Origin of the sequence: Anaeromyxobacter diazotrophicus, from assembly GCF_013340205.1 — a bacterium.
GTDB classification, from domain to species: Bacteria; Myxococcota; Myxococcia; order Myxococcales; family Anaeromyxobacteraceae; genus Anaeromyxobacter_A; species Anaeromyxobacter_A diazotrophicus.
The window spans coordinates 500,093-518,463 of sequence record NZ_BJTG01000004.1; the positions used below are offsets into that span (position 1 = coordinate 500,093).

Below are 18,371 nucleotides of genomic sequence, written 5' to 3' on the forward strand. Positions count from 1 at the left end.
ACCGCTCGACCCCTCAATGGTGCTCGCGATCCGTCGCCGCGCCCTCGCCGTGCGGCGCCTCCGCCTTGCCCTTCTCGATGAGCTCGCGGACCTTGTGGCCGCCCTTGCGCCCGATCTCCTCGTAGAAGGGCGTGCCGCGCTCGGCCTTGATGGTCTCGCCGCCCTTCTTCCCGATCTCCTCGTAGAAGCGCGGCCCGCGCTCGGCCTTGACCGTGTCCCCGCCCTTCTTCCCGATCTCCTCGTAGAACTTGCGGCCGCGCTCGGCCTTCACCGTCTCGCCGCCCTTCTTGCCGATCTCCTCGTAGAACTTGCGGCCGCGCGTCTCGCGCACCCGCACGCCGCCCTTGCGGCCGGCCTCCGAGACCGTCATCGCGCCCTTGCTGCCGCCCTTCTTCTCTTCAGCCATGGTTCGCTCCCGCCTGCTCCGGTGTGGGTCTCGTCCGCTCCAGCCGCTGCCGCGCGCGAGCCCACACGTGCTCCGCGATCGGCTCCGCCATGTCCTCGCCCGTCGCCTCCAGGATCCCGACCCAGCTCGGATTCCCGTTCACCTCGAGCACCGTCGGTCCCTCCGGGCCCGTCACCACGTCCACCCCGGCCCAGTCGAGGCCGAGCGCGCGCGCCGCCGCCACCGCCAGCGCGCCCAGCGGCCCGCCCGCGGGCAGGGGGCGCACGCGCGCCCCGCGCTCCACGTTCGTCCGCCACTCGCCGGGAGGCGCCCTCCGCTCCATCGCGCCGGCCACGCGCTCTCCCACCACGAACAGGCGCGCGTCGCGCCCCGGGTGCTCGACCCACGCCTGCAGGTAGACGGCGCCGTCGCGGCCGACGCGGTCGAGCACCGCCCGCCGGCCGGCCCGATCGTCGCGCACCCGCTCCAGCCCGTCGCCGAGCGAGCCGGCGATGGGCTTCGCCACCGCCTCGCCCAGCCAGGCCAGCGCCGCCACCGCCTGGCGCGGCGCCTGCGCCACCGCCGCGCGCGGCGTGGCCACGCCCGCGCGCCGCAGGAGCCAGGAGGTGCGCAGCTTGTCCTGGGCCGAGAGCAGCGCGTCGATCTTGTTCACCACCAGCGAACCGGTCCCCTCCAGCGCGCGGTAGACCTCGAACTGGACGTCCGGGTCGCCGCTCCGCCCGAGCCCGCGGGCGAGCACCCACGCGTCGAAGCGCGCGGCGGGCCGCTGGCTCGCCCGCACCTCCAGCGCCGCCTCGCCGACGAACGCGGCCAGGGCCGCCGGGTCCACCGCCGCGGCCTCCCCGCGCCGGCCGAAGCTCGCCAGCAGCCGGCGGCTGTGCCAGTCCTCCGCCGGCCAGGCGGTGACGACCCCGAAACGCACGTGCGCTGCTCGCCTGGCCAAGGGCCCGCTCCCCTCCCCCTCCACCGACTGCCGCGCTTAACGCTGGACACGCGCGCCCGGCCGGACAAGGGAGCGGCGATCCGTATGCTTTTTGCCTCCCGTCCGAGGCGGCGAGCGCGGCCCGGACCGGGGGCTCGGCGGCTACGGGACGGGGCGCGCCAGGACGGCCCGGAGGGACTCGAGCACCCGCTCGGCGCGCTCGCCCTCGAGGCGCGCGCCCTCCGCGGTGCGCACGTAGAAGGCGTCCGCGGCGCGGTGGCCCTCGGTGGTGATGCGGGCCAGGTCGACGGTGAGCCCGAGGTCGAAAGCCTTGCGCGCCAGCGTGTGCAGGAGCCCGACCCGGTCGGCGGTGAACACGTCGATGACGCTGTGGTCGCGCGAGGCGTCGTTGTCGAGCACGACCTTCGTGGCGACGCCGGGGAGCGGCTTCGGGGGGAGCCCCGATTTCAGGCGGCGCTCGAGGAGGGCGTCCAGCGACTCCTCGCCGCACAGCACCCGCAGGAGGTCGCGCCGCGCCGCGCGCCAGCGCCGCGCGTCGAGGGCCCCCTCCTCGGGGCCGCGCACCTGGAAGAGGTCGAGCGCGCGCCCGCCCAGCCACCCCAGGGTGCGCTCGTCGGGCGGCGTCGAGAAGACCTCCGCGCGCTGGATGTCGATGCGGTGCGCGGCGAGCACGCCGGCGAGGAGCGCCAGCAGCCCGGGCCGGTCGGGCGCGGTGAGCGCCAGCTCGGAGTAGCCGAGGTCGCGCCGGTGCCGCACCGCCGAGGCGAACCGGAGCGACTTCGCCAGCCGGAGCAGCCGGAGGTGCCGCGGCGCCTGCGCCGGCTCCACGGTGAGGAAGTACCGGGCCGGCATGGCGGCCAGGAAGCGCTGCACCGGCCGCTCCGGCGCCCGCGCCCCGAAGGCCGCCGCCACCCGCGCCCGCGCCGCGGCCTCGGCGGTGCCGGGCTCGGGGCGACTGCCCACGCCCGCCTCCATGACCTGGCGCGTCTTGGTGTAGAGCTCGCGCAGGAGCCGCGCCTTCCAGTCGGTCCAGGTGCGCGGCCCCACCGTCGCCATGTCCGCGTAGGTGAGGAGGTACAGCTCGTCGAGCCGGTCGAGCGTCCCGCACTCCTCGGCGAAGGCCTGGATGAGGTGCGGGTCGGAGAGGTCGCGCCGCTGGGCGATGGCGCTCATGCGCAGGTGCTTCGCCACCAGCCACTCCACGTCGGCGGCGTCGGCCGGGTCGATGCCGAGCCGCACGCAGGCCTGGGCCGCGATCTCGGCGCCCTTGGCCGAGTGGTCGCCCCCGAGCCCCTTGCCGATGTCGTGGAACAGCGTGCCGAGGTAGAGCCCGAGCGGGCGCTGCAGGCGCTGCATGAGCGGGCCGAGGACCTCCTCCTGCACGTCGCCGTTGCGCAGCGCGAACAGCCGGCGCACCGCGAACAGCGAGTGAACGTCGACCGTGTACACGTGGTAGACGTCGATCTGGCGGCGCGCGGCCACCCGGGCGAACTCCGGGATGAGGCGCGGCAGCACGCCGAGCTGGTGCATGAGGTCGAGGAAGCGCCCGCGCGTCCCCGGCCGCAGGAAGCAGGCGAGCAGCTCCTGGCTCACCTCCGGCTGGTCGGCGGCGCCCGGCGGCAGCTCGGCGGCGGCGGCGCTCGCCTGGTCGCGCGCGTAAGGGTAGAGGTCGAGGTTCTCCCGGTCGGCGGCGGCGAAGAGGCGCACCAGCGCCGCCGGCGAGCGGCGGAGCACGTCCTTGTCCGCGATGGTGAGGCGCCCGCGGAACACCTTGAGCTCCCCGCCGGGGAGCGCCCACTCGGACCGCCGCGGGCCGCCGTTCCGCTCGGCGCCGGTCATGGCCGCCGGCGGCGGGACCTGGCGCCACCCGGTCGCGTTCTGCGGCTCGAGCGCGCGGTCGACGATGGCGTCGCAGGCGTTCAGCACGGTGCGCGCCGCCAGGTAGTAGTGGCGCATGAACTGCTCGACCGCGCTGCCCTCCTCGCCGTCGCGGTAGCCCATGAACTCCGCCACCTGCGGCTGCACGTCGAAGGTGAGCTGGTCCCACTTGCGCCCGGCCAGGTAGTGCATCTCGTTGCGCACCCGCCACAGGAAGTCGCGCGCGCGGCGCAGCTCCCCGATCTCGCTCTCCGGCAGGATGGCGCGGGCGAGGAGCTCGGTCACCCCGGCCACCTTCCAGCGGGCGCGGGCGATCCAGAGCGCCGACTGCAGGTCGCGCAGGCCGCCCTGCGACTCCTTCACGTTGGGCTCGAGCAGGTAGAGCGAGTCGCCGAACTTCTCGCGCCGGCTGCGCACCTCCGCGATCTTGTCGGTGATGAACTCGTCGAGCCGCGCCTGCGTGGGCCCGTGCAGCTGCTCGCGCTCGAGGGCGCGGTAGAGCAGGCGGTCCCCGGCGAGCTGGCGCAGGTCGAGCAGCGCGGTGCGGGCGGTGTGATCCTCGGCCGCGGTCGCCTCGCAGGCGGCGAGGTCGCGCACGCTGTAGCCGACCTCGAGCCGGAGGTCCCACAGCGCGTAGACGAGCCGCTCGCTGGCGAGCTTCACGAACGGCGCCGGCTCGCCGGCGGCGTGCAGGAAGAGCAGGTCGAGGTCGCTGAAGGGCGCCAGCTCCCGGCGGCCGTACCCGCCGATCGCGACCAGCGCCAGCGGGGCCTCGGGGTGGCGCTCCGCCGCCTCGGCGCAGGCGCGGGCCCACAGCGCCCCGACGATGCGGTCCAGGGCCGCGCTCTGCAGGCGCACCACGGTGTGCCCGCTGGCGCCGCCGCGGTGCAGGTCCTCCAGGAAGCGGCGGGCGGCGGCGAGATCGGCCCGCGCGTCGCCGCCGAGCGGCGGCAGGTCGGGCAGCCGGGAGTCGTACTCGTAGGGCGCGGGCTGCGGCAGGCGGACCATGGGGGCGTCGGGGAGGCGCATCGCCCAGGGAGTATAGCGGCCCGGCGCCCGGCGTCAGCGCGCCGCCACCCGCGGGCCGCGCGCGGCGAAGCGCTCCACCGCCCGCGTCACCCCCGCCGCCACCTCGTCCTGGAAGCGCGCGCTGGCGAGCCGGCGCTCCTCCACGCGGTTCGAGATGAACGACGTCTCCACCAGCACGGCCGGCATCCGCGCGCCGAGCAGCACGTAGAAGAGCGCGCTCTTCACGCCCAGGTCCCGCACGTCGCCCACCCGCGACCGGACGCCCTGGCCCACCTCGCGCTGCACCGTCTCGGCGAGCCGGCGCGACGCCGCCGCGCTCGACTGTGCGTCGAGATCGGTCAGGATGCGCCGGACCTCCTGGCCCTCTTCGGCGCCGTCGTCGAGCGCGCCGTTCTCGCGGGCCGCCAGCCGCCGGGCGTAGCGGTCGTCGGCGACGTCGAGGACGTACGTCTCGAGGCCCCGCCGATCCCGGCGCGGGTGGGCGTTGGCGTGGAGGGACACGAACAGGTCGCCGTGGTGGGCGTTGGCGATGGCGGTCCGCTCCTCGAGCGGCACGAACCGGTCGGCGTCGCGGGTCAGGACCACCTCGAAGCCGCGCGCCCGGAGCCGGGCCGCCAGCCTCCGCGCCATGGCGAGCGTCACGTCCTTCTCGCGCACGCCGGAGGGGCCGATGGCGCCGGTGTCGTGGCCGCCGTGCCCGGCGTCCACCACCACGCGCCGCACCGGCCGCGCCGCCGCCTGCTCCGGCTCGGCATGGGCGGTGCGCGCCTCGGGTGCCGCCTCGGCCGCGGGCGCCGCCTCGGCCGGCGCGGACGCGTCGGCGCGGCGGGCGGCCGCCTGCGCGTCGCGACGCGCCTCGCGGACCCCGACGTCCACGATGAGCCGGGGCGGGTCGTCGAGCTGGAAGATGGCGAGGTCGTCGCGCCCCGCCAGGTCGAGCACCACGCGCACCGTGTCCTCGCCCCGCTGCGCGGCCCGCACCCGCTGCACGAGGGCGTCGCCTACCGGGTGGGCGAGCCCGCCCGCCAGCGACGCCGGCTTCAGGTCGAGCGCGAGCCGGCGCGGCAGCGCGCCCTCGGCCGGGATCTCCTCCTTCGTGAACGGGACCTGGCGCGAGAGGTAGACGGCGATGCGCGTGTAATCGCCGTTCGACCAGGACTTCACCTCGGAGACGCGGGCCGGTCCGGCGGCCTCGCCGCCCTCCGCGCCGCGCAGCGCCTCGCGCAGGGCCGGATCGGTGGACGGCTCCTCGTCGCTCTCCTCGGCCGCGCCCCGCCCACCCGCGCCGCCCGCCGCGGTCGCGGCCGGCGCGGCCGCGGTCGCGGTCGCGGTCGGCCCCGCGGTCGCGGTCGAAGTCGTGGTCGAGCTCGCCGCACTCGCGGTCGCGGTCGCGCCCTGCCCCCGCGCCGCCCCCCGCCCCCGCTTCGCCTTCGGCGCTGGCTCCTCCTCGCCCATCTCCTCCTTCACCGCCGCCGCGAACGCCCCCGCCTCCCGCGCGCCCGCCTTCCGGGCGCGCTGCGCGAGCCGCAGCGCCGCCTCGCGGTCCGCCTCCACCTGCGAGTACCGGTAGAGCGCGTACCGGGCGCGCGCCGCCTCCAGCAGCGCCGGCCCTGCGTCGCGCCCGCGCGCGGCGCGCTCGAGGGCGGCGATGGCGCGCTCCCACTGGTGGCGATATCGGCGCTTGGCGGGATCGCGCTTCACCTGCGCCAGGAGGACGCGGGCCCGCTCGAGCGCGCTGCCTGGGGCGGGCCTGGCCGCGCTGGCGCGCGCCGCGACCGCGGCTCGAGCCTGGCGCGGCGCCGGACGTCCGTGGACGGCGGCCGAGATCACCAGGAGGAGGGAGAGGGCGGCAGGAGCGGCGACCATCGCGCCCCCACTGTAGGCCACGCGATATCACGGTCCATTTTTCTGTCGGTGCCCACGCACCGGACGTGACAGTGCGGCACACTGTCGCAGGTCCGTCTTTTTTTTGAATGGCTCCTGGGCTGGGCCGTACAGTCCGCCGACCACGCGCGGCGCCTCACGCTCCGCGCGCATCAACCGAGGGGAAAATCTCATGATCCGCATGCTTACCGTCGCTCTCGCCGTCAGCCTCTTCGCCGCGCCGGTGCTCGCCGCCGAGCCGCCGAAGGAGCCCATCACCCTGAAGTCGGCCAAGCAGGGCGACATCACCTTCAAGCACGAGCAGCACAAGGCCGTGAAGTGCGAGGAGTGCCACGGCGCCGGCGAGCCGGGCAAGATGGCGATGGACATGAAGAAGGGCCACGCCGTGTGCCAGGCCTGCCACAAGAAGCAGGAGAACAAGGCGCTCGGGAAGTGCGACACCTGCCACAAGAAGGCGAAGTAAGACCTTTCGGCAGCCGAGCAGCTACGGGGGGCTGGCCTGCGGGCCGGCCCCCTTCGCTTTATAGGCGGGGCGTGAGCCCGCTGGCCGAGGCCCTCCGCAACCGCCGCAACGAGATCGTCCGCAGGTGGGCCGAGCGCGTCCGGGAGCGCCTCGGCGAGGCGGGCCCCGCCCCCGCCCTCCTCGACTCGCTCCCGCAGTACGTCGACGCGCTGGCGGCGGCGCTGGAGGCGCGCGGGGGACCGGACGCGGGGGAGGCGGCGCGCATCGCCGCGGAGCACGGCGCGCAGCGGAGCGTGCTCGGGATCGAGGTGGATCAGCTCGTCCTGGAGTACCGCCTCCTCCGCCAGGTGGTGGTGGAGGTGGCCCGCGAGAGCACCGGGGTCGGCGCCGACGACGTGCTGGCGCTCTCCGACCTCCTCATCGAGGGCGCCGCCTCGGCGTTGCGCGCCTGGAGCGAGGAGCGGCAGGCCGTCCTGCGCCGCGCCTCCACGCTGCTCGACCTCGGCGACGCCTTCTTCGAGCTCGATCGCGACTGGCGCTTCGTCCGCGTCAACTCGAACCAGGAGCGGCTCTCCGGGAAAAAGCGCGGCGAGACGCTCGGGCGGAACTTCTGGGAGATCTGGCCCGACCTCACCCGCGCCGGGAACCCGTACTGGGAGGAGTACCACCGCGTCATGGACGAGCGCGTCCCGCGCGAGTTCGACGCCTACTACGCGCCGCTCGACCTGTGGGCGGCGGTCACCGCTTATCCGATCGAAGGCGGGGGGATCGCAGTCTTCTTCCGGGACGCGAGCCCCCGCAAGCGCGCCGAGCGCCGCCTGGCCGAGGCGCTGGCCGTCCTGGAGGGGATCTTCGCCAGCGCGCCCGTCGGGCTCGCGCTCGTGGACCGCGAGCTGCGCTACGTCCGCATGAACGACGCCCTGGCCGCGCTCCGCGGCGTGCGCCCCGAGGACGTGGTGGGGAGGACGCTGCGGGAGGTCTTCCCGGCGCTCGCGGCCGTGCTCGAGCCGCGCTACCGGCAGGTGCTCGCGACGGGCGAGCCGGTGCTCGACGTCGAGTTCTCGTCACCCATGACCTCCGGTCCGGGCTGGCACCTCGGCAGCTGGTTCCCGATCCGCGACGCCGCGGGGGAGGTCTTCCTGGTGGGCGCGGTGGTGGTGGACATCACCCGCCGCAAGCACGACGAGGAGGAGCTCCGCCGCGCGCGGGAGTTCGAGCAGCAGCTCATCGGGATCGCCTCACACGACCTCCGGAACCCGCTCGGCGCCGTCCTGTTCGGCGCGAGCACGCTCCTCTCCAAGGAGGACCTGCCCGACCGGCACCTGCGGGCGGTGGCACGCATCCGCAGCGCGGCCGAGCGGGCCACCCGGCTCATCCACGACCTGCTCGACCTCACCCGCGCCCGCCTCACCGGCAGCCTGCCCGTCCAGCCGCGCCCGGTCGATCTGGGCACGGTGGTCGAGGGCGTGGTGGACGAGCTGCACGGGGCGAGCGGCGACCGGGCCATCGAGGTCCAGCGGCGCGGCTCGCTGGAGGGCACCTGGGATCCCGACCGGCTGGCGCAGCTCGCCTCGAACCTGCTCGCGAACGCCCTCAAGTACGGGCGCCCGGACCGGCCGGTGCGGGTCGAGCTCGACGGCAGCGCTCCGGACGCCGTCACCCTGCGCGTCCGGAACGAGGGCGATCCCATCTCCCCCGAGCTGCTCGGCCGGCTCTTCCAGCCCTGGGAGCGCGCCGGGCAGCAGGCCGGCACCGCGCAGGGCGTGGGGCTCGGCCTCTTCATCGTGGAGCGCATCGCCGCCGCGCACGGCGGCTCGGCCCGCGCCACCTCGACCGCGGAGGACGGCACGGCGTTCGAGGTGCGGCTCCCGCGCCACGCGTCCGGCGGGTAGCGCCGGCGCGCCGCCTCACGCCAGGCGCTGCTTCCAGCCGGCGAGGAGGTTCAGCGCCTCGAGCGGCCGCAGCCCGTCGAGGTCGAGGGCCAGGAGCTCGTCCTTGAGGGCGGCGAGCGCGGGGTCGGAGCCGGCGAAGAGCGCCAGCTGGCCCGGGGGCGAAGGCGCCGGGCGGCGGCCGCGGGCGAGCGCGGCGCGGCCGCGCTCGTCGACCTCCATCGACTCCAGGTTCTTCAGGATCTCGCGGGCGCGGGCGAGCACCTCGGCCGGCAGCCCGGCCAGCTTCGCCACCTCGATGCCGTAGCTGCGCGAGGCGCCCCCCTCGACGAGCCGGCGCAGGAACACCACCTGCTCGCCCACCTCGCGCACGGCGACGGTGAGGTTGCGCACCCGCGGCCGCTCGCGCGCCAGGTCCTGCAGCTCGTGGTAGTGCGTCGCGAAGAGGGTCCGGCAGCCGGTCCGGTCGTGCAGGTGCTCGGCCACCGCCCAGGCGATCGACACCCCGTCGAAGGTGCTGGTGCCGCGGCCGATCTCGTCGAGCACCACCAGCGAGCGGCGGGTGGCGTTGTGGAGGATGGCGGCGGTCTCGGTCATCTCGACCATGAACGTCGAGCGGCCGCGCGCCAGGTCGTCGGAGGCGCCGACGCGGGTGAAGATGCGGTCGACGAGCCCCACCCGCGCCCGCCTGGCGGGGACGAAGCTGCCCATCTGCGCGAGCAGCGCGATGAGCGCCGTCTGGCGCAGGACGGTGCTCTTGCCGGCCATGTTGGGGCCGGTGATGACGAGGAGCTGCGGCGCGTCCTCGCCCTCCCCGCTCGACGCGGTCAGGACGCCGTTCGGCACGAAGCCGCCCGAGTCGGCGGGCAGCATCGCCTCCACCACCGGGTGCCGCCCGTCCTCGATGTCGAGCCGCTCGGAGCGGTCCACCTCCGGCCGCACGTACCCGCGCTCGGCCGCCACCCGCGCCAGCGCGAGCAGCGCGTCGGCGGTCGCCACCGCGCCGGCGGCGGTGCGCAGGCGGCGCCCCTCCTCCACCACCCGGGCCCGGAGCGCCTCGAACAGCCGCTCCTCCAGGGCGGCGCGGCGCTCCTCGGCGCCCAGCACCTGCTCCTCGTACTCCTTGAGCGCCGGGGTGACGAAGCGCTCGCCGCCGACGGTGGTCTGGCGCCGCTCGTAGTCGGGCGGCACGAGGTGGAGGTTCGGCTTCGTGACCTCGAGGTAGTACCCGAACACCCGGTTGTACCGGACCTTGAGCGAGCCGATGCCGGTGCGCGCCCGCTCCGCCGCCTCGAGCCGCGCGATGTAGCCCTTCCCGTCCTCCACCAGGGCCACCAGCCGGTCGAGCTCCTCCGAGTGGCCGCGCCGGATGAGCCCGCCCTCCTTCAGGGTCGGCGGGGGCTCCTCGGCCACCGCGCGGTCGAGCAGCGCGGCCAGCGCCTCGAGGCCGCGCAGCCCCGCCCCGCAGGCGGCGAGGAGCGCGGCGCGGGGCCGCCCGGCGTCGGCGCCCTCGAGCAGGTCGGCCAGGCGCGGGAGCGCGACGAGCGCGGTCGCGAGCGCGCGCAGGTCGCGGGCGTTCCCCTGCCGCAGCGCGAGGCGCGACAGGAGCCGCTCGAGGTCGGCCACCGGCCGGAGCGCCTCGGCGAGATCCTCGCGCAGCAGCGCCCCGCCCACCAGCTCCTCCACCGCGTCGAGCCGCGCGCCGATGGCGGCCGGGTCGAGGAGCGGCCAGCGCAGCCACTCGGCGAGCCGGCGGCCGCCGAGCGCGGTCACGCTCCGGTCGAGGACGCCGAGCAGCGAGCCCTTGCGCTTGCCGCCCGCGAGCGTGCGCTCGAGCTCGAGGTTCTGGCGCGTCGCCTCGTCGAGGAGCAGCGCCTCGTCGGTGGCGAGCCGCGAGAGCCGGTCGACGTGGGCCGGCGCCGCGCACTGGGTGTCCTCGAGGTAGGCGAGCGCGGCGGCCGCGGCGGCCTGGCCCAGCGCGAGGTCGCCCACGCCGAAGCCGTCGAGCCCCGCCACGCCGAGGTGGCGCCGCAGCCGCTCGCCGGCGCGCGCGAAGTCGGCCGGCTCCCGCTCGGCCAGCGGCGCCCCCACCGCGGCGGCCAGCGCCGCCCCCCGCGCGCCCGCGGCGGCGTCGCGGGCGAGCAGCAGCTCGCGGACCCCGGCGCGGCGCAGCTCGTCGGCGAGCCGCGCGTCGGACGCGACCTCGCCCAGCTTGAGCTCGCCGGTCGAGGCGTCGAGGAGCGCGAGCCCGCCCCCGCCGCCCTCCGCGAGCGCCACCGCGCCGACGTAGGCCGCCTCGCGGGGATCGAGCACCTGGTCGTCGAGGACCATGCCGGGGGTGACGACGCGGGTCACCTCGCGCTTCACGAGCGCCGACTTCCCGGGCTCCTCCACCTGGTCGCAGATGGCGACCTTGAAGCCGCGCTCGAGCAGCTTCGCCACGTACCCCCGCGCCGCGTGGTGCGGCACGCCGCACATCGGGACCTTGTCCTCGCCCTTCGAGCGCGCGGTGAGCGTGATCTGGAGCGCCTCCGACGCCTGGACCGCGTCGTCGAAGAAGAGCTCGTAGAAGTCGCCCAGCCGGAAGAAGAGGAGCGCATCCGGGTACCTCGCCTTCGTCTCGAGGTACTGCCGCATCATCGGCGTGGCAGCCTGGGCGATCTCGGGCGGCATCGGCGGGCGCGAGCTTACCGGCGCGGTCTGACGCGCGCGGGGCCGCCAGCCCTTCCCTACGCCGTCCAGCGCAGCTGGGTCCAGTCGGTCGCGATGGCGTCCGCGACCGTGGGGCGGGGGTTCGCCTCCGCCACCGGACCGCCGCGCCAGGAGTTCGTCGCGCCGAGGCGCCCCGCCGCGACGGCGGGCTGGCGCGCGTGCGCCGGGTCCGCGATGAGCGGGATCCCGCGCCGCGCGGCCGGGCCGAGATAGCGCTCGATGGCGGCGTCGACGTCGCGGGCGCTCGCCAGCACCGCCCGGACCTGGAGCTCGCTCGCGAACGCCACCTCGTCGAGGACCGTCAGGTCCTGGGGCGCCGCGGTGGCCACGATGAGCGGCCCGCGGCGCGACTCGGCGGCGACGTCGATGGGGAACACCTTCCGCGCGCGGATGAGCCGCTCCGGCACGAGCGCCACGATCTCGGGCGGCACGTACAGGTGCGACAGGTCGCGGTACGGCACGCCGAGCTGCCGCGCCGCCTCGGTGAGCGCCGCCTGCTCGGTGAGGTACCCCAGCGCGATGAGCGCCTCCACCACGGTCCCGCCGGCGCGGCGCTGGTGCGCCTGCGCCCGCTGCACCTGCCACGGCTGAAGGTGCCCGGTGCGGAGGAGGACGAGTTCGGTGGGTTCGCGCGTCATGACGGTGAGCTCCGGAGGCGTTTCGACGTACCGAGCGAGCCCCCTTTGCGAGCGCCGTGCCGGGCCGCGGCCGGTCGCGAGCGGCCCCGGGATCGCCTGGATCTTCGCTGGCCCACGGCGATGCCGCCCGGGCGAGCCGCCGAGAGATCCGCCTCTTCCCGGTCAGGGGTCGCCAGCGCCCCGGGGTGGGTCCTGCGCGCTCGCGCCCTGGGTCGCTCGCCTGAGGTACGTCGCCTCGTTCACCCTCTTTGGGGGGGCTTTCTCCTGACGGGTCCTCCGGAGGGGCACGTGCTAGGTTCCGCCCGTGCTCAAGGAGGCCTTCCAGGATCTGAACCGGCTCGGGCAGATCGCCGCCGTCGCGGCGCGCCACGGGTTCGGCGCCTACCTCGACCAGACGCGGCTCGGCGAGCTGCTCGGGAGCCGCGGGGCGGCCGAGGTGCGCCAGGCGGCGGCCGGGGCCGAGCCGGCCGGGCCGGAGCCGGACCGGCGCACGGCGCAGCGCTTCCGCCAGCTGCTCGTCGACCTCGGGCCCACCTTCATCAAGCTCGGCCAGCTCCTCTCCTCCCGCCCCGACATCCTCCCGTCGCACTGGGTGGAGGAGCTGTCGGAGCTGCAGGACGCGGTGCCGCCCTTCCCCATCGCCGAGGTGCGCGCCGAGATCGCGCGCGGCCTCGGCCGCCCGGTCGAGAGCTGCTTCGCCGAGCTGGAGGAGGCGCCGGTCGCGACGGCCTCCATCGCCCAGGTGCACCGCGCCCGCACGCACTCCGGCGAGCGCGTGGCGGTGAAGGTGCAGCGGCCGCGCATCCGGCAGCGCATCGACTCCGACCTGTCCCTGCTCTACCAGCTCGCGCGGCTGGTCGAGGCGGTGGTGGAGGAGACCGGCGTCTACACGCCGACCGGCATCGTCGAGGAGTTCGAGCGCGCCATCCACGAGGAGCTCGACTTCGGCAACGAGGCGCAGAACGCCCGCGCCATGGCCGAGACCTCGCGCGACCGCCCCTTCCTGCTCATCCCGCGCGTCTACGACGACCTCTCCTGCGAGACGGTCCTCACCCTCGAGTACGTGGACGGGGTGAAGGTCTCGGAGATCACCGCCGCCGGGGGCTACGACCTCGAGCAGGTGGCGCGCAACATCATCGAGGCAGCCTTCCGGCAGCTCTTCGAGGACGGCCTCTTCCACGGCGATCCGCACCCGGGCAACGTGCTCGTCCTCCCCGGCAACCGCGTCGCGCTGCTGGACTTCGGCCTGGTGGGGCGGCTCTCCCGCCGGATGCAGGAGGCGCTCGTCACGCTCATCATGGCGACGGCGCTGCGCGACCCGGAGACGGTGGCGCGGGTCCTGAACCGCATCGGCGTGGCCGAGGAGCACACGCCCATCACCGCCTTCCGCGCCGACATCCAGGCCATCTTCGACCGGTACCTCGGGCTCAAGCTCGAGGACATCCACACCTCGACCTTGGCCCGCGACCTGCTCGACCTGGCCGTGAAGCACCGCATCCGCGTCCCGAAGGAGTGGGCGGTCCTGTCGAAGGCCTCGGTGACCCTGGAGGGGATCGTCCGCGGCCTCTACCCCAAGCTCGACATCCTGGAGGTGGGGCTGCCGTACGCGAAGGAGCTGCTCTTCTCGCGCTTCAACCCGAGCGACGCCTCCGGGACGATGATGAAGTCGTTCCTCAAGCTGCAGACGCTGGCCGAGGACGTCCCGGCCCAGCTGCAGCAGATCCTGGTCGACCTCGAGTCCGGCAAGTTCCGCGTCAACGTCCGCTCGCCCGAGCTCGACCGCATCGCGACCAACGTCCGCATGCTCGGCCTCACCCTCTTCCTCGGCCTGGTGGCGAGCGGGCTCACCCTGGGCGGGCTGGTGGTCTTCGCGCGCGACTTCGCGGGCTGGCGCTTCCTGCCCTTCCTGGGCGCCGCGGCGCTGGCGGTGGCGGGCACGCTCTTCGGGGTCGGCCTCGCGCTGTACCTGCTGAGCGGGCCGCGGAAGAAGATCAGGCTCCGGCGCTTCCTGCGCGGCGGCGACCCGCCGGCCTGACGGCGCGGCCTCCGCGCCCCCCCCAGCGCCGGCGCTCGCCGCGAGGGTCAGCGTTCGGCGCAGGCGAGCGCCGCCACCGTCCCGAGGCGCCACAGCTCGAACAGCGCCGCCAGCGAGGCGGCCAGCACCGTGGTCATGAGGCGCGGCCCGACCGCCAGCACCGCCGGCGCGCCCGCGGCGAGGCCGAGCGCGGCCGACTCGAGAGCCTGGGCCGAGCCGAGCACCACCAGCGCCGCCAGGCCGAGCGTCATCCCGGCGAGCACGAACGCCGCGGGGCGGAGCGCCACCCGGCGCAGGCCCTCGAGGAGCGCCCGCGCCGGCCGGTCGCCGGTCAGGGCGGTGCGCGCCAGCGCGGCGTCGGCGGCGAGCGAGGCGAGCGGCGGCGCGGCGAGGGCCGACGCGAGCGCGACGGCGCCGAGCCCGGCGCGCACCAGGGCGACGAGCGGCGGCGCGCGGTGCAGCGCCAGCACGAGCGCCGAGAGCGCCGCCGTCCAGAGGTAGAGCTGGGCCGCGAGCTCGAGGGCGAGCCCGAGCAGCGCCGTGCCGGCGAGCGGCGCGAAGCCCCAGGTGACGCCAGCGGCGAAGCGCGGCGCGGGCTCCCGCTCCCCGTGGAGCGCGCCGCCCAGGGTGGGGAGCGCGCCGGCGAGCCAGGCCACCCGCAGCGCCGCGGAGGCGAGCAGCCCCGCCAGGAAGAGCCCCGCCAGCAGGCAGAGCGACCTCGGCGCGGTCAGCGCCGCCAGCGCCCCCGCGACGACCTCGCCAGGCGCGCGCGCGCCGCCCGCCAGCCGCCCGGCCGCGCCGGCGCGGAGCAGCGCCAGCGCGAGGAGCGGCGCCGGCCAGCCCAGGGCCGAGCGCAGGAACCCGACCAGCAGCGCGGGCGCGACGAGCCAGGCGCTGCGGCCGGCCGCCCGCGCCCCCATCCCGAGCGCCTGCATCGTGCTGGGTTCCGCCACGGACGAACCCTACCGGCGGGCCCCCCACCGGGCAAGGAGGGCGATTTCTTGCTCCTGAACGCTGGTTCCGTATACTGGCGTTCAGCCACCCAGGAGACCGCCATGGCGACGCAGCTCACCGACCGGCAGCTCGAGGTGCTCCGCTTCATCGCGACCGAGATCGAGGACAAGGGCTATCCGCCCACCATCCGCGAGATCGGCGAGGCGCTCGACATCGCCTCCACGAACGGCGTTAACGACCACCTCAAGGCGCTCGAGAAGAAGGGCTTCCTCCAGCGCGACCCGGTGAAGTCGCGCGCCCTCATCCCGACCTCCTCCGCGCGCGAGGCGCTCGGCGGGCGCCGCGAGGCGAACGTCGTCTCGCTCGCCCACCGGCGCGAGGCGAAGGCCGGCGGCCGGCTGGTGGAGATCCCCATCATCGGCCGCGTCGCGGCCGGCCTGCCCATCCTGGCCCAGGAGCAGGTCGAGGATACGGTCCAGGTGGACAGCTTCTTCCTCGGGACGAGCAAGAAGGTCTACGGGCTGCGCGTCCAGGGCGACTCGATGATCGGCGACGGGATCCTCTCCGGCGACTACATCTTCGTGAAGAAGCAGCTCCAGGCCGACGACGGGGACATCGTGGTCGCCCTCATCGACGACGAGGCCACGGTGAAGCGCATCTACCACGAGGGCGATCGGGTCCGGTTCCAGCCTTCGAACCCCCGCATGGCCCCCATCTACGTCCGCCGCGAGGACTTCCGGAGCACGATGATCCTGGGCGTGGTGGTGGGCGTGTACCGGAAGATGCAGTGACCGGCGCCGGCCCGCATCCCTCCTGTCTCCCTTGCCGGGCTGCGTCACGTCGAGTGTGACCGCGCCCGACGGGCCCTGCCCAAAAGGGTGGACAAACGAGGGTTGGGTCCGGTCCGCACCATGCCTTACTTTCCCGGCGTGTCTGGCCCGTACTGGCGCAGACGGGGGGTGCGGTCATGGGGAAGGTGAACAACCGGGTCGACGCCATCCGCAAGGCGTACCGTGACGCGCTCGAGGCGGCGCGCGACCGGCCGTCAGCCGAGGCGTGGGCGAAGCTCCTCGCGGCGGGCAAGGAGCTCTCGCTCCTGCAAGAGCCCCGCGCAGGCCGGCCTGGCCGCCGCGGGCGGCGGGCGAGCTCCGCCCCCCCGACCATCCACGACCTCGAGCCCGAGACGGAGTCGCGCCCGGAGCCCGAGCTGCGGCCGAACTCCGAGGTGGAGATGGGGACGCTCGACTGAGCAGGCGAAGACGCGCGCCTCAGCTGCGCGTCTTCGCCTGCTTGATGTACCGGTCGAGGTCCTCGCGGTCGATGAGCGACAGGATCTCGATCGTGTTCTGCCGCTCCGTGCGCCGGTAGAGCAGCCGCACGTCGGTCGCCACCCGCACCCGGTAGTAGCCCGGCAGCCCCTCCAGGGGCAGCGCGCGCAGGCTCCCGTGCCGGTGGTCCTGCGCCAGCAGGGCGGCCTGCTTGAACGCGGCGCGCTGCACCCGCCGATCCCAGCCTTCCAGGGAGTCGTAGAACTCGCGGGTGTAGACCGGCATGAGCCAGGTGGCGGGCGCCTCCTCCGGCTCCGCCTCCGCGGCGGGGACCTCGGCCCGGGGGAGCCGCCCTTCCTGCGCCGCCGCGCCGCTCTCGCGCGCCGCCTGGCTCGCCTTCTCCAGCTCGGCGGCGAGCTCGCGCTCGCGCTCGCGCGCACGTTCCAGCCGGCCCTCCAGGGCGCCCGCCCGGGCCTCGGCGTCGTCGAGCGCGCGCCGGAGCCGCTGCGCCTCCACCGCCGCGTCTGCGCGCCGCGCGGCCTGCAGCTCCTCCTCGAGCCGGGCGCGCTCCCGCTGCGCCCCCGCGGCCTCGCCGCGCGCGCGCGCCGCCTCCTCGACCGCCTGGGCCTCCCGGGCGCGCGCGTCCTTGAGCCACGCCTGCAGCTTCTCGCGCGCCTCCTCGCCCTTGCGGCGCGCGCTCTCCCCGCGCGCCTCGGCCTGCTCCAGCCGGCGCTGCGCCTCCTCCAGCTTGCGCCCGAGCTCGGCGCGCTCGCGCTCGAGCGCCGCCAGCGGGTCCGCCTCGGGCGCGGGCCGCGGCGCCCCCGCCTCCTGGGCCGGGCCGTAGTAGTGCGCCGCCAGCCGCGCCAGGAAGGGGCGGGCCTCGGCGCGCACCGCCGGGTCGGGATCGGCGAGCACGCGCCAGAGGGCGAGCGCCAGCGCGTCCTCGCCCATGCACGCGTCGACGAGGTCCACCGCCTCGGCGGGCGAGAGCGGAGAGCTCGGCAGCACCGGCCGCTCGAGCCCCTTCCGCAGCGCCTCCAGCACCTCGGCGCGCCGCTCCGGGACGGCCCGCAGCTCGTCCGCCAGCAGGTCGCAGCGCTGCACCTCGCCCAGCGCCTCCTGGCGGAACCCCGGCTGCGACAGGTTCATCGCCTTCACGAGCTGGGCGGTCTCCTCGGGGAGGAGCGCCAGGTACAGGAAGATGGAGAGCGCGTCGCGGTCGAGCTCGTGCAGCGGCGCGTCGAAGCCGGGGGCGAGCGCCGGGCGCGGCGGGGTGGCGCGATCGCGCGCCCGCGCCGAGGCTCCCTTGGCGCCCTTCGCCTTCCCGGCCGCCATCAGCGCGCCGGCGCCGCCTCGGGCGCCACCTCGCGCGTCTCGGCGCGGAAGGTCTCGCCCGGCCGGAGCTTCCAGTCCTCGCGCACCGGCACCTCCCAGCGGAAGGCGGGCGTCAGCGCGGCCGAGGTGAGCCCCTGCACCTGCACCCCCACCGCCAGCTCGACGCGCGCCGCCTCGCGGGGGAACGGCTCCACCCACCAGGTCCCGAGCACGACGCCGGGCGGCAGCTCCGGCGAGAGCCGCTCCGGATCCTTCATGACGAGGTACGGCTCGCCCGAGCCGGTCATCTCGCCGTAGGTCTTGCCGGCCGCGTCGAGGAAGCGGAAGGCGAGCTGCCGGAAGGCCACCGGCACCACCACCCGCACCGCCGCGCGCGCGCCCTGGGCGTCCCGCTCGAGGCGCCGCGGCGCGCCCCACAGCGCGAAGTCGAGCCGCAGCGCGCGCTCGTGGGTGTCGGGGTGCTCGCCCGGCCCGATCGCCAGCACGTCGAGCCGGAGCCCCTGGTCGGCGGCCGAGAGCAGCGGCGCGTAGCCGGCGCGGAGGGCGTCGAGCCGCTCCGCGGCGTAGGCGCGGTACGCCGCCTCGGCGCTCGCCTTCTCCGGCTGCCGCGCCTTGGAGGGGGCCGGCGCCTCGGCGGCGGCCGCGCCCGGGTGGCGGTTCCGGAGCGCCGCCACCGCGTCGAGCCACCAGCGCACCACCGCCTGCGCCTCCTCGACGCCGGCCGGGCCCGAGAGGCCCCGCGCCACCGCGCCGCGCTCGACCGCCTCGCGCCGCAGCGCCTCGCGCTCGACGCGGAGCGCGTCCGCCTCCGCTCCGCGCGACAGCCGCGAGAGGACGAGCAGCACCACCACGCCCACCAGCACCACCGGCAGGATCACGCGCAGGGGCTTCATGGCGACGAGGGATACCCGCCGGCCGCGGGCGAGGCAAGGAGGAA

14 protein-coding genes are annotated in these 18,371 nt (G+C 75.9%); 5 read left to right on the plus strand and 9 right to left on the minus strand.

What is annotated here, in order from left to right; genetic code table 11:
- Positions 1–13: 13 nt before the first annotated feature.
- The 4 genes from HWY08_RS11000 to HWY08_RS11015 all read right to left on the minus strand — a co-directional run bounded on the left by HWY08_RS11000 (position 14) and on the right by HWY08_RS11015 (position 6,122).
- Positions 14–406, minus strand: a complete 393-nt coding sequence (locus HWY08_RS11000; RefSeq protein ID WP_176064948.1) for a general stress protein B — start codon at positions 404–406, stop codon at positions 14–16.
- On the minus strand, positions 399–1,328 hold the full coding sequence (locus HWY08_RS11005; RefSeq protein WP_176064949.1) for a RimK family alpha-L-glutamate ligase: 930 nt from the start codon (positions 1,326–1,328) through the stop codon (positions 399–401). The genes HWY08_RS11000 and HWY08_RS11005 overlap by 8 nt, the downstream gene beginning before the upstream one ends.
- 162 nt (positions 1,329–1,490) lie before the next feature.
- Positions 1,491–4,256, minus strand: a complete 2,766-nt coding sequence (gene glnD, locus HWY08_RS11010) for a [protein-PII] uridylyltransferase (RefSeq protein ID WP_176064952.1) — start codon at positions 4,254–4,256, stop codon at positions 1,491–1,493.
- 33 nt (positions 4,257–4,289) lie between these two features.
- Positions 4,290–6,122, minus strand: a complete 1,833-nt coding sequence (locus HWY08_RS11015; RefSeq protein ID WP_176064954.1) for an N-acetylmuramoyl-L-alanine amidase — start codon at positions 6,120–6,122, stop codon at positions 4,290–4,292.
- Positions 6,123–6,321: 199 nt separating this feature from the next.
- On the opposite strand from HWY08_RS11015, the gene HWY08_RS11020 reads away from it, so the two are divergent.
- A complete protein-coding gene (locus HWY08_RS11020; protein WP_235969572.1) occupies positions 6,322–6,603 on the plus strand; it encodes a cytochrome c3 family protein in 282 nt (93 codons plus the stop codon).
- A 71-nt stretch (positions 6,604–6,674) separates the two neighbouring features.
- Complete coding sequence (locus HWY08_RS11025; protein ID WP_176064958.1) at positions 6,675–8,495, plus strand: PAS domain-containing protein; 1,821 nt, start codon at positions 6,675–6,677, stop codon at positions 8,493–8,495.
- A 15-nt stretch (positions 8,496–8,510) separates the two neighbouring features.
- On the opposite strand, the gene mutS is transcribed toward HWY08_RS11025, so the two are convergent.
- Both mutS and HWY08_RS11035 read right to left on the minus strand, forming a co-directional pair.
- Positions 8,511–11,165, minus strand: a complete 2,655-nt coding sequence (gene mutS / locus HWY08_RS11030) for a DNA mismatch repair protein MutS (RefSeq protein ID WP_176064960.1) — start codon at positions 11,163–11,165, stop codon at positions 8,511–8,513.
- Positions 11,166–11,221: 56 nt separating this feature from the next.
- A complete protein-coding gene (locus tag HWY08_RS11035; RefSeq protein ID WP_176064962.1) occupies positions 11,222–11,842 on the minus strand; it encodes a GspE/PulE/PilB domain-containing protein in 621 nt (206 codons plus the stop codon).
- Positions 11,843–12,146: 304 nt separating this feature from the next.
- Between HWY08_RS11035 and HWY08_RS11040 the strand changes: the two genes are divergently transcribed.
- Positions 12,147–13,877 carry an ABC1 kinase family protein gene (locus tag HWY08_RS11040; protein WP_176064964.1) on the plus strand — a complete coding sequence of 577 codons (1,731 nt, stop codon included), beginning with the start codon at positions 12,147–12,149 and terminating at the stop codon, positions 13,875–13,877.
- Between the two features lie 47 nt (positions 13,878–13,924).
- Here HWY08_RS11040 and HWY08_RS11045 read toward each other — a convergent pair whose 3' ends face one another.
- Positions 13,925–14,830: a hypothetical protein gene (locus HWY08_RS11045; protein ID WP_176064966.1), complete on the minus strand. Its 906-nt coding sequence runs from the start codon at positions 14,828–14,830 to the stop codon at positions 13,925–13,927.
- Between the two features lie 102 nt (positions 14,831–14,932).
- Here HWY08_RS11045 and lexA point away from each other — a divergent pair, with 102 nt between their 5' ends.
- Both lexA and HWY08_RS11055 read left to right on the plus strand, forming a co-directional pair.
- A complete protein-coding gene (gene lexA, locus HWY08_RS11050) occupies positions 14,933–15,622 on the plus strand; it encodes a transcriptional repressor LexA (RefSeq protein ID WP_176064969.1) in 690 nt (229 codons plus the stop codon).
- A 176-nt stretch (positions 15,623–15,798) separates the two neighbouring features.
- Positions 15,799–16,080, plus strand: a complete 282-nt coding sequence (locus HWY08_RS11055) for a hypothetical protein (protein ID WP_176064971.1) — start codon at positions 15,799–15,801, stop codon at positions 16,078–16,080.
- Positions 16,081–16,099: 19 nt separating this feature from the next.
- Here the strand turns inward: HWY08_RS11055 and HWY08_RS11060 are convergent, their stop codons facing one another.
- Positions 16,100–17,434, minus strand: a complete 1,335-nt coding sequence (locus tag HWY08_RS11060) for a hypothetical protein (RefSeq protein WP_176064973.1) — start codon at positions 17,432–17,434, stop codon at positions 16,100–16,102.
- Entirely contained in the window at positions 17,434–18,327 is an 894-nt protein-coding gene (locus HWY08_RS11065; protein WP_176064975.1) for a hypothetical protein, read from the minus strand. Before HWY08_RS11065 ends, HWY08_RS11060 begins: the two co-directional genes overlap by 1 nt.
- Positions 18,328–18,371 lie beyond the last annotated feature (44 nt).

What these genes read in the sequence shown, in the direction of transcription:
- HWY08_RS11065 (WP_176064975.1), bottom strand. Translation starts at nt 18,327, where the DNA reads ATGAAGCCCCTGCGCGTGATCCTGCCGGTGGTGCTGGTGGGCGTGGTG.
- HWY08_RS11000 (WP_176064948.1), bottom strand. Translation starts at nt 406, where the DNA reads ATGGCTGAAGAGAAGAAGGGCGGCAGCAAGGGCGCGATGACGGTCTCG.
- HWY08_RS11020 (WP_235969572.1), top strand. Translation starts at nt 6,322, where the DNA reads ATGCTTACCGTCGCTCTCGCCGTCAGCCTCTTCGCCGCGCCGGTGCTC.
- mutS (WP_176064960.1), bottom strand. Translation starts at nt 11,165, where the DNA reads ATGCCGCCCGAGATCGCCCAGGCTGCCACGCCGATGATGCGGCAGTAC.
- glnD (WP_176064952.1), bottom strand. Translation starts at nt 4,256, where the DNA reads ATGCGCCTCCCCGACGCCCCCATGGTCCGCCTGCCGCAGCCCGCGCCC.
- HWY08_RS11015 (WP_176064954.1), bottom strand. Translation starts at nt 6,122, where the DNA reads ATGGTCGCCGCTCCTGCCGCCCTCTCCCTCCTCCTGGTGATCTCGGCC.
- HWY08_RS11060 (WP_176064973.1), bottom strand. Translation starts at nt 17,434, where the DNA reads ATGGCGGCCGGGAAGGCGAAGGGCGCCAAGGGAGCCTCGGCGCGGGCG.
- HWY08_RS11035 (WP_176064962.1), bottom strand. Translation starts at nt 11,842, where the DNA reads ATGACGCGCGAACCCACCGAACTCGTCCTCCTCCGCACCGGGCACCTT.
- lexA (WP_176064969.1), top strand. Translation starts at nt 14,933, where the DNA reads ATGGCGACGCAGCTCACCGACCGGCAGCTCGAGGTGCTCCGCTTCATC.
- HWY08_RS11055 (WP_176064971.1), top strand. Translation starts at nt 15,799, where the DNA reads ATGGGGAAGGTGAACAACCGGGTCGACGCCATCCGCAAGGCGTACCGT.